General features: G+C 39.4%; 5 protein-coding genes. All 5 read left to right on the forward strand.

Annotated elements, in window-relative coordinates:
* Positions 1-5: 5 nt before the first annotated feature.
* A complete protein-coding gene (locus ACKTR5_RS07595) occupies positions 6-500 on the forward strand; it encodes a hypothetical protein (RefSeq protein ID WP_407880484.1) in 495 nt (164 codons plus the stop codon).
* A 240-nt stretch (positions 501-740) separates the two neighbouring features.
* Positions 741-4,784 carry a LamG-like jellyroll fold domain-containing protein gene (locus ACKTR5_RS07600; protein WP_407880486.1) on the forward strand — a complete coding sequence of 1,348 codons (4,044 nt, stop codon included), beginning with the start codon at positions 741-743 and terminating at the stop codon, positions 4,782-4,784.
* 168 nt (positions 4,785-4,952) lie between these two features.
* Entirely contained in the window at positions 4,953-8,060 is a 3,108-nt protein-coding gene (locus ACKTR5_RS07605) for a hypothetical protein (protein WP_407880488.1), read from the forward strand.
* Between the two features lie 42 nt (positions 8,061-8,102).
* Positions 8,103-8,882 carry a Fic family protein gene (locus ACKTR5_RS07610; RefSeq protein ID WP_407880490.1) on the forward strand — a complete coding sequence of 260 codons (780 nt, stop codon included), beginning with the start codon at positions 8,103-8,105 and terminating at the stop codon, positions 8,880-8,882.
* Between the two features lie 129 nt (positions 8,883-9,011).
* On the forward strand, positions 9,012-11,906 hold the full coding sequence (locus ACKTR5_RS07615; protein WP_407880492.1) for a VirD4-like conjugal transfer protein, CD1115 family: 2,895 nt from the start codon (positions 9,012-9,014) through the stop codon (positions 11,904-11,906).
* Positions 11,907-11,933 lie beyond the last annotated feature (27 nt).

The following is an 11,933-nucleotide window of genomic DNA, read 5'->3' on the forward strand; positions in this document are numbered from 1 at the left end:
TAACTGTGCTTACAAATGCTTTAATACGTCCCCTGTTGATGCAATATAAATGTGTAAACATCTTTACAGAGGATGGAAATTACGTACTTGATTCAGATGGTCAATTAGAATCAATTTGGTCCCCGGCAGATAGAAAGGATAATCCCGGAGCCAAATGGCTGGTAGGATGCGATGAAGATGATGGATTATATCGATTAATAAGTAATTCTAACGGTAGTTTTTTGCAAAAGATGGAGAATGAAAATTGGGTAGGTACAATGCCCAATTCAATAAAAGATATGGTTGCTGATTGGAGCAATAGTTTATATCAATGGGATTTTAAATTCATAACTACCGCTGAAGGTATGGCAGAGGTGAAGATAAAATTAGTATCTAAAACGGAGGAAGCATGGATAAATGGTGTGAAAAATGGAGGAAGTCTTAATATGGTTGAATTAATTAATGATGGAGAGAAAGCAGCATCGGTTAAAGTTATGGACGTAGGCATGTCTAGTGACTGACGCCTCAGTTTATAAACCAGAAAGTATTCGATAATTACTCCTGATTAACGTTAGGCAAGCCTGATTTTTACGTGAATGCAGCAAAATTTTAAAGAAATTATGTTCCAATGCACTACTCAATTTCGCCATTAAGAGTATATAGCTAAAGAATCGTACTGGATCAATGACTTAGGAAAGAGGTGAGTGGCTCAGGGAGAAATGGATATTTTTTGCACCGTTTTTCTTCTTTGAACAACTATTATGCATGATTTAGACTTATTTAATATTCCATTTAATGAACCATTATTTTCAATTGCAAATCCGACAATATCTGATATCAATAATGCCCATCATTTTAATACTCGAACTACCATAGTACATCCAGATCCTCAAAATGTGAATGATTTAACGACCAGTACTGTTTTACTTGATGTTTACGAAATTTGTGAGGGGATTTATGTATCGGTAAGCAAACAGAATGTGGGACCAGCGCCGCAGGCTGATCAAACACAAATTGATACTGATTATTGGGATAGTAACAGGCTCAATGGTACTTTTCAACAACAGTCGAGGGCTGAACAAGAGAGAGATTATTTAGTAGGAATACAAAAAATATTTAAGTACTACGAAAATAAATTGACGTCTTCGCCATCGTTACAGACACTCTTTCGACGACTTAAATTTGAACCTTTCATCGGGAGTGTTGATCCGGCGTCATCTCGTTTTGGGCGGATCAATAATCTGAATAATTCTCTTGAAGTATATATTCCAGGGGGAATTCAGCCAGTCGGTTATAAAAGAGCAAGTGTAATTATCATGCCACCAAACTCAATGGAGAGTCTTACTATGGCTTACGAAGCAACTGCTCGTGTAACAAAACCGGGATTAGGATCATACGGAATCGTACAGATAGATCCATTCATCTCTAGTGATGTTGTTAATTATCCTGGTCAGACACCTGCCAAATTTGCTGAAAATCCTGCTTTAGCATTATTGCATGAATTAATTCATGTTATGCATGATTTACGTGGCTTGAGCACGCCTATAGATGAAGGACTAGCACTAAATCCGCCTGTTCCTCCTGCATCACCTCAGTGGTCAAAAAGGGTGAATCGGGTCACTGCAGATGAGCCTAATTTGAAAAAAATGGAAGTACCATTTGAAGAACTTTTAACCTTTAATCGCGATACTGTATCCAGTAATTTAGCTAAAGGTAGGAAACAAGCGAATCAGTATGTTACTAAATTATTCACTGGAGAGCCAGCAAGGCGTGGAAGAGCAGAGTTTAAAGGTGCTTTAGAGCAAATTGAGACAGAACTATCAAAGTATTATCAGGTGCCACTAAGCCCAGCATTTGTTGATGTGATCAATACTACGTATGGAATTAGCTATAATTGGACGAAACGAAGGTTTAATGTTGGGCCAGGGGCTATAAGAAGTTACGTAAAAGACGCTTTTGATGTAACTGAAAAAATGTTGGCAACCGAACTTAATATCAGTACGAGACAATATTATGCAATAGCATCAGACTACGCAAATGCAGCGGTCTTTTTTGTGGATCTCCTAGACGATACTATATTTAATGTTAACGTTGGGTTAGTTAGTCAAGATACACGTCTCTATACGCCGTTACCTGTTGTGAATAGACAGGTTACAGGTCGAACTTATCGGCGGAGAGGATTTTTGAGACGTATTTTATGCAATGATATGACATATCATGGTGTGGTTGAAGACACCGAATTTTCAGAAATAGAGTCAACGACTCTTAATGAAGATTCAGAAGTTGATACTGATAGAGACAGAGTCGAAAGTCTTGTAGCAGAAGATGTTCCCAATGATCTAGAAATAAATCATGTGCCTACTGCTTCTTTGGGAAATGATATTTTTGAATTATCTTCTGATTTTGATAGGCCTGATTATATTCTTGATGATCATAATGTAATTGGAGGTGAGTTCACTCTGGATGAGCCCATTGGTGCAATGATCAATGGAATTATGTTGTCACCAGATGAGGAAGAACGACCAATTTTTAATCGTGATCTCATGGGAGCCCTCGATTCAGAAAGTGAAGTATATGCACCGAAGATTAAAGCAATGGATAAAGTGATTGCTGGGGTTAATGCTGGTTTGGGATATTTGGGCTGGGCGGCATGGTCCGCTATCGTTATTTCAGACATTGTAGACAGCATTCGTGTAAAAAAGATTAATTACACAAAATTTGCTCAAGATTTTATGATGCTTATTCCTTTCTATTGTGCCTATACTAATGCGTCCGAGGGTGAATATGAAAAGGCAACAGCAAATGCAGAAATAGACGCATTTTCTTTATTCGCTAGTGATGGGTCAGCAGGAGCAAATATCCAATTGTTCGTTGCGTCATTAGCCATTAATACCATGTATCCAATTTTGCAAAAAGAAGAAGCCTATACTACGACTATGAATAATTTCATAGATAAATATAAAAATGATATTAATGATTATTTGTTTAACGTGTATGGTCAGTGGGACATGAATGTTGCAGATAGATTGCTTAATGAAAGCTATATTGCAGCCAACGGACTATCTAATGTGCTTTTAACCATTAAACGTGTTATGACCTACGATCAAAAACATAATGGTTATAGCGAAGATGATCAACGTAAAATCGCTGCAGCAAATGAAAAGATATTTGCATCGTTTCCTAAAATAATAGCTACTTTTCAACATAATAGTATGGTAGCTAATATGTATAATGCGGGTCAGATGTTCACCCACATTATGTGGCCTAAAATTCAAGAAACCATCGAAACGTATAGTGAAGAATCTGAAAAATATTTTTCCGATTTTCTTGAGAAAGGTTACAAGGATGGAATTATTGGGACACCTGCTTATCAAAGATACAAAGCTAAAATTGCTGATACATTTAATGGTTCTGCATCACTTAATAAAGTTCTGGATTTATTTAATAAAAGAGTAGCAGAAGTAACTCAAAGCGCCGATCAGTATGGGGCACAACTAGATACCATAACAAGCCATTTTGGTAATCTTGTACATCTTGACGTCGCTGCGCTATCGTCTTTGAAAGATTTATATGGCAAATTTGATGCGATAGCTGATGGTAATCTGGCAGTGTCAGAAATTGGACGCGAAGATCGTGTAATCAGAATAAAAGGCGATCAAACTGGCGAAAAAGCGGCGTTGATTTTAGCCGCAAAACCGGACTTTTCAACAAGCTCCAATTTTTCAAAAAAGCGAGATTATACTGTTGGTTTCTGGGTTCGCATGCCACGTCAAGGCACGAACACAACAAATGATAAAAAGTTTTTGGAATGTGAATTGGGAGCGGAAAGTGGACAAGTTAAAGAACTAGGATTAAGTACGGGTACTAGTGGGTTCCGCTTGGATGTTTTAAATAACGTTTTTGAAAGCGGATCGATGCGTGCTAACAACATGGCATATAATCAGTGGACCCATATAATGGTGTCACATGAAAGTACCAAAGTTAAACTTTATTTAAACGGATCAAATGTGGGCACGAATACGAAAATAGAACGGCAAAACGGGATTATTAAACAACCCATTTTAACATTTTTCACCTTAAATCAAGATTACCTAATTGACAATGTTAGTTTTTATGACTATGCTCTTACGGATAATCAAGTCGGAAGTGTTTATTATAATGAAATATCTAAAGTTCCCAAGGACTATTGGGGCGAAAGATTAGAATATAATAAAACATATTATTTAAAGTGCGCTTTTTTGCGAGATTCTTCATTTAAAGATGAAGTACCATTGCAATTGACTAGAACTGGTATGTTTACGGAGAACAACAGACGTTTTCCTTATCTATATAAAGGGATAAAAATCGAGCTAGAATATAAATATACAGATGATAAACGTTATGTCGAACCTGATGATGAATTTTTCATAAAATTTAGTGGCAGATCAACGTATTTTGCAATTAGAGATAATACTTTCTGGTGGCAAGCTGCACTACCATTATTGGCTGTTACGGATCAAAATCATATGCGATACGCTGAAACTTTTAAATTAAGTTTTTTGAAACGTGCTCCTGGCGCACCAGAAATTAATTATATGCATGCGTACTATAATCGAATAGTTGGAATTGGTGCTGACGAATGGAAAGCATATAGAGGAACAAATAAGCGTCTTTGGTTTTTGGGGGAAGTGCGACCCTATATCGATAGATATCTACCTACATTTAGTTTCACTTACGATCATCTTGTTAATTCAACTAAACCAGATAGATTAGCAAAAGTTATGTGGGGTTTTGTTCCCGAAGATCCAGGCTGGACAGAAAAATAGATTACTAATAACGAACTTAGTAATGTTTGCTTAGGAACCAAAATTTATGCGTTAACTATTTTTAATTAATGGCATTAAGCAAATTAATTAAATTACGAAAAGAGGTGAGTAGCGCAAGACGAAGAAACTCGGTACTTTAGTACCGAGTTTCTTCGTCTTGCGCCTCTTATGAAAAAAGAAAATATTAGATATTTTCGAGTGAAGTATGGTACAGATGACGCCGTTACAACATCAGCATATGAAGTGTGTCCGAATATTTGGGCAATTCCTTCACGATACACTGCTGAGCCTATTGAAGATGCTAATGAAATTGAAAATCCAGAACAATTTGGGATATATGATAAAGACTATTTAACGCACGCAGATGAGCAGTCGAGTTTTTTAACAAAGTTAGAAACAGCTCTTCAAGAAATTGCAAAGCGACCATCAGGTGGACAGTTTTTGGCAGCCATTTCGGGAGCGGTTCCATTACCGCAAGATGATAAGGCTTCGAATACAACTTTGCAATGTCTTGAGAACGGAAAACATACACATGATGTAGTAGCAAATATTGTTATTTGGGGTCCTGGTAACAATTTAAATGGCAACAAAGTGTATTCACGCTCGGTAACTGATGCAGCTAATGGTCTAGGATCAATGGTTGAGTTGCTTTGGAATCCCGATATAACCATGCAAAACGTAGGAACAGGTGAAAAAGAATCAGTAGCTGACAATTTGATTTGTCTGCTAACCAAAGCATTATTCAGATTATATGGATTAGGTTTAAATCAAATCTATTACCCTTTTTACGAATTAGACGTAAAAGGCCAATATCATCATGTATTAATTGAGGATTTGTTAGCTCAAGGAGGATCAGGAGCTAACATGGTTCGATTGCAGCCGTATTATTTTTTTCAGGATAAATTTTCAACAGTTAGAGATGCCTACTCTACAGGGAAAAGTCGGATAGATGCTATAACTGTTAATACGGAGTATACGGAACTGCTTCATCTGAAATACACGTTCGCGCTAAAAGATATTTTAAATATATGGACAAAGAATTTATATACTGATGTTTTTCCTCAAAGTGATAAATACGGCGACTTAATGATGTATTGTACAGGGCCGGACGCATTAATTGATTTAAGAACTAATGATGTACCTCAAATGGTAACCAAAATGCCGCTCAAGACGATTGTTTATAAACCTAACACGAACAAAAAGTATGATCTTTATGATGTGTGTGATGGAATGAAAGCGGAAAATTATTTTGATGATTTTGTTTTTTCGAAAGAAGAGAGCATATTAGATGTTGAAACGATGCCGCATGATGTACTTGATCAAATTCCTTCTAGCGAAATCTTGGAAATTAAACTGCCATTAATTTCGAATACGAGTGAAGTAGAAATAGTGCCACTTGTTTTAATAACACCAAAACCAATTATTACAGAAATTTCAGAGGTCGATAACCCAACGTTAGAATTAGTAATACCAGCAGTGCAATGCACCGGTAATTTAGCTGGCAGTAAAGCTACAACGGAGCTAAAAGAGGCTTTAGATGCTAATGACAAGATGTTTACATTTAGTTTTTCTTTGGCTCAAATGTTATCAAATTTAAGTAATGTTGATGATACTGTGGCGGGACAGTTACTCACTGTAATTGAAAATGAGTTACAAAGTGAAATAGATGTAAATGACGCTGATGCTTTTGAATATAATTGTCCTGAATGGATTAACGGGGTCTTGCAGACAGTTTATAACAAAAATATTCAGGCGTTAGTTATTGATGGCGAATTATCTGTCTTGTTTAGTTTAAATGATGAGGTGCAACTCTCTAAGACAGTACCAACCGATGTTATGAAATTAAAGCCATATTTATTCTATCAATGGTACGCTAAACGTTATTCAAGAGCACTGCGAGTTGAGGGTTTACTATATCAAATCCTAACACAACATGTGTCGACGATTGAACGATTGGTTAAGCAAGCGTATAGCGGGAATAAACTAGATAAATTCTTATTTAAATTGCACAGTATTGCAAGTCAAGCGGAACGGAAATTATCTTCATGGTCTGAGATCCTTATGTATAATGATTATATGGATCAAGTTGTTAATTCCATCAAGTCTCATGATGAAATCCCAATAGAGGAAGTTGTATATGATGTAGCAGCCTTTTTGTTGAACATCGACCAGTTTGATTATCGCAACCCGAATCTTTTAAATAATGATCGAATGTTAAAATTGGTTATTGATAATGCGGAAACTCCAACTATACTGACGCCATATCTTGGTGATGATGAAATGACGCCGATTGGAAAGATAGTGTTTGACGAAATCAGTTGCGACAATGGTAAAAGTTTTCGTTTTGACAAAAATACTGGATTTTCTGGAAATATTACTAGTTCAAAATTTCATAGCGATGTTAATATGGAACTGATTTTTCATAGTAACCCAACAATGGAGCTAGAAATTGATTGTGGCAATATCGAAATTATTTTATCAGAAGACAGAGTGCATTTAACGGTCGCAAGCGAAATCGATGATGAATATGAAATACCAACTTTGATGGGATGGCAATCGTTGGCGTATCATATATCTGATGAAATTGTTGAGATTTGGGATACGCATTATCAACGTTTGCTCATTAGTACACCTATAAACGGGGCTGATTTATCAGATGCAACTACCGGTAATATAGAATTAAAAGTAGAAAGCTTACAGGATGATTTGCTGATACAGTCTTTCAAGATAACTGAAAATAATATCTCGGAGCTTTTAGGATTTAATAATGATATTGTTTATACTCAGAAAAATGAACCGATTTTAGCTAATAAAGAATATAAGTTAAAAAATTTGGTATTAGGTGAAATGGGTAAACTATCAATAACGGGAGGGGAAAACCCACGTTATCAGACCTGGAAAGGATCTTTGGCAGATCTGAAGATTAAATTTGAGCTAGACGGGACCGATAAAATTAATATTGATGAGACTTATCTAGTAAATGTTTCTGGAATTTCTGGAGGCTATTTGGGCCTGGATTCTTTAAAAAAACCAATTTATACAGATAAAAAAGGAGCGACTTTATTTTCCTTAAAACCGGTACGTACAAATGATGGATCAAAGCAAGGTTATATCTTGTGTACTGAAAACAATGAGGTTTTATCACTAGATGCTTCGATTGACAAGTCCGGTGAATATCCCCTAATAGCGACTTATGGCGTACAGGGATCTACACAGGACAGAAAGTGGTTAAATGTATCAACAAATGATCTATCAGTAATATTTTATCTTAAATAGTTAATGTAAATTTGCGTATAAGTGAGGAAGGAGAGTGACTTCATGACTGATAATACAGCGTTAGCACGGTTTATTACTTCGCTAGGAAGCTTAAATGGATATGGGAGTACAGTTGCCCAAACTAAAAAAGCATTAGACCTTAATTCAACCGAACCTTTACGACAGAATGAGGACGATATTGCGATTTTTCAAGATGCCGTTAAGGGTATAAAAGCAGCAGAGCAGGTTGGCTTTACTGTTGATGGCATTATTGCGATTAATACAGAGTTTGATAGTCCTTCTGATGAAGAACCGCAATGGCCAGGGCATTTACGCAATGCAATGTACAATGAAGATGATCGAATTTCGGTTGTGACTGATCCGCATGGTCATGATGCCTACTTTCCACCAGAAATAGTTACGCGTGCTGATTTACAACGTGTGGTTGATCAATATGAGGTTTCTGCCCATACTGAAAGAGACGCATGGCAGGTATTTGCCACCTTAGCTAAGTTACAGCCTTTTCAAGATGGAAATAAAAGAACTGCGTTGATCGCTGCTAATGAGGCATATGGGACTTTAGCTACTGGCAATTATTTAGCGTTGCCCTTCAATGATTTAGATCGAGCTGAATTTACAATTCAATTAATGCGATTTTATGGAAGTTCTAAAGATGATGAAGCCCAATACCTCGATAATATGATGAGGTTATTACCATCTGATCGCGAGAAAGAATTAAATCGCCCGATTGAAGAAAACCGTGATTTAAAGGGTCAGGGTAGTAAAAAGAATCTTAAAACTCGCATAAAGCCACAGTTTAGAAATCCATCACGTGAACGATAAAATTTTTAAAAATAAGTAGCAGGTTACGCCCTTCAGGGGCCAGTGACCTGCTCTTTTTTTGTGGTCTTTTCACCAGTCCGCTCCAAGTCCTTACGCTAGTCCTATCAATAAATAAAGGACGTGATTGTAGTGAGTAAAGCACAACGCCGTTTGGCGGCCAAAGAGCGACACAGTACCAGTGCTAAATACGTTTCACCTGGGTTAGCAGGCGCAATTTTGTGTGTCGGCTTACCGGTAAATCTGATGGCGGGATTATTTATCCTAACGGTAGTGTTTGCGGCCGTTCAAGCCGGCAAGAACTATTTGATTATGGTGAGCAGTCATACGCCCATAACCTGGGCGTGGTTAGACACGTTTATCGGAGCGTTTAAGTGGCATGCGTTTGTTAACACGGCCGTGTTAAGTCAACACCCCGTATCCGGCTGGGTGGTCGAAGGCGCCATTTTGATCGGCACGTTGATCTTGATCACGCGCGTATGGTACCGGTATCGGGAACGCAATTATGGCGAGTACGGTGACGCCAGCTTTACGGAGCTAAGTGAACTTAAACGCCAGTACCCGAAGGTACCAGACCGGATCAAATCGTTTAATGGCTACGGCGGTGTGCCCGTCGCCCACGTCTTGAAACGAACCAACGTGGCGGGGATTTTGCTGGCCCATAAAATGGATCCGGAAATGTTGCCGAAACCAGTGGTCGGACTAGCAAAACTGTTTCCAGAAGCAGTCGCTCGCCACCAATATGCCGGCTATTACTACATTGATCAAGATACGGTGAATACGTTGATCATCGGGATGACCCGGTCCGGGAAAGGGGAAACGCTGGTGAATGTTTTAGTGGCCTTATTGGCCAATGCCCGCCAACAGGCCGCTATGGTGATCAATGATCCGAAAGGTGAGTTGTATCAAATGGCCTATACTCACTTGCGGACGCTAGGCTATAACGTGCAGGTTTTGAATTTGTTGGACATGAATTTTTCGATGTCATACAATCCGCTCCAAGTGGTGATTGATTTTGCGCAACGGGGGTATTACGACAAGGTCCAACAGTATGCCAATTCACTCGCTACGTCGGTTTATTCGAAACCAGGATCGGAAGCTAACGACAAGGATAAATTTTGGACCAATTCTTCAATCAATTTATTGACGGCATTGATTTTAGCGCTCGTTGATTATGCCCGCCGTAATGATGCTTGGGAAATGGTCACCCTCCGGAATTGTGTCAAGATGATGACGAATCTTGGTGGCCAACAAGTGCCAGTAGATTTCAATGGAGCACCAGTTGATGACCCAGAAGCAGCCACCAGCATTAAGAGTAAATTGAGTCTGTATTTTGAATCCTTTTTGAAAATGCCGCATGATCGGTTCCGTGACATGGCCTTAGATGCCTTTCAACAGTCGAACTTTGCTGGGGATACGACGTCGGGGTCCATTTATTCCGGAACCCTGGAGGGACTGAAACTCTATCAACAAGAAGATGTGGGCCAACTCACGTCCAAAAACTCGATTGATTTAACGAGCGTCGGCTTTTCCCGGCGGTTACGGTTACATTTTCAAACGGATCATAACGGCGCTAACCCATATCGCTTTCATGGCGCTAATGTCAATATCTACACAGTTGATGGGGAGTTAATTGAACAGCGCAATGCCATCGTGGACGTGGCCGACTACATTGATTATCCGATTGCAAATGAGTTGCCGGAGGACTTTCAGGTGGTCGTCGACTTCAGCAATCCGCATAATCCGGCCGCCATTCAACCTAGTGTGATTCGCCTGCAGGCGCACAAGCAATATCAACATAATGGCCACCTTGAAGTGGATCCATATGATCATCAACCAGTGTTAAAGCAGATTACGGCTCAAGTGCAAACGGAGCACCTGGTGAGCCAGATCGATGCACCCGAATTTACGTATTCCGACCGGCCCACCGCGATCTTCATGGTCACGCCGCCGCATAATCCAGCCTATAATCCGTTGGTGGCCTTCTTTGTGGATCAACTGTTTAATCTAAATTACGAAATGGCCATGCTGAATGGCCGCAAAGTCTTTCGGCGCATTCATTTTGTTTTAGACGAATTTGGTAATTTACCGGCGATTAACGCGATGGATACCAAAGTTTCGATTGGTTTGGGGTCGCAGATGCTGTTTGATATTGTGGTGCAAAACTTAGAACAGCTCAGTAATGTTTACGGTAAGGAAAAAGCGGCCACCATTCAAGGTAACTGTGGCAATATTATGTATATTTTGACGCAGTCGGAACAGACGGCGAAAAATATTTCGACACTCTTGGGTAAACGGACCGTTAACGTTAATCGCCTGGGGTCAACTGTTGGTAAGCTAGACCGCATGAATAACAATGTCAACGCTGTGGGGCAAGATTTATTGAGTATCGACGAGCTCTTGAATTTTAAAGCCGGTGAAATGCTCGTGTTACGAGCTGCAAAGCGCGCTGATGAAGCTCAGCGATTGATTGAATCACGTCCCATTTATGATGTAGGCCGTTATTCGATGCCATCACGCTGGATGTTTATGGCCACTGAGTTCGATGATTCAACTACGTTGGCTGACATTCCAATCCGGTCACCGCACCAGGGGTTGAACCTAGATGAAGTAACCATTGATTTTGAACAAGCTTATGGGGCGGTCCTCACGGCCCGTACTGGCACCGGTGAACTAGCGACACCAGCGATCGATATTGACGAAGATGCTGTGACGGACCGATTGTTTACAACCGCCCAGCTAGGGGGTAACGGTCAACCGGGGACAATCTCAGTCGCCGACATGATCGCGATTGATCAGGAACTAAGTCGCACGATTGCTTTCCAACAGGGACAGGTTGATGCGGCGCAACAAGATCTGTTAACGACAACCCGGCAAGAAGTGGAGGCGGTTCTAAAATCCACTGATGCCAGTGCATTTTGGCAGTTGCCAAGTCACAACTCACGTTCATGGTTGATCAGTTTGTTGGGCGAGGCGGCGTTTAACGGTTGGCTAGAGCACATTAACCATGTGGTCACCATTAAGTAAACGTGTTATACTGTCTATGCAATTAAA

The sequence above is a fragment of the Furfurilactobacillus entadae genome (genome assembly GCF_045862745.1).
Lineage (GTDB): Bacteria > Bacillota > Bacilli > Lactobacillales > Lactobacillaceae > Furfurilactobacillus > Furfurilactobacillus entadae.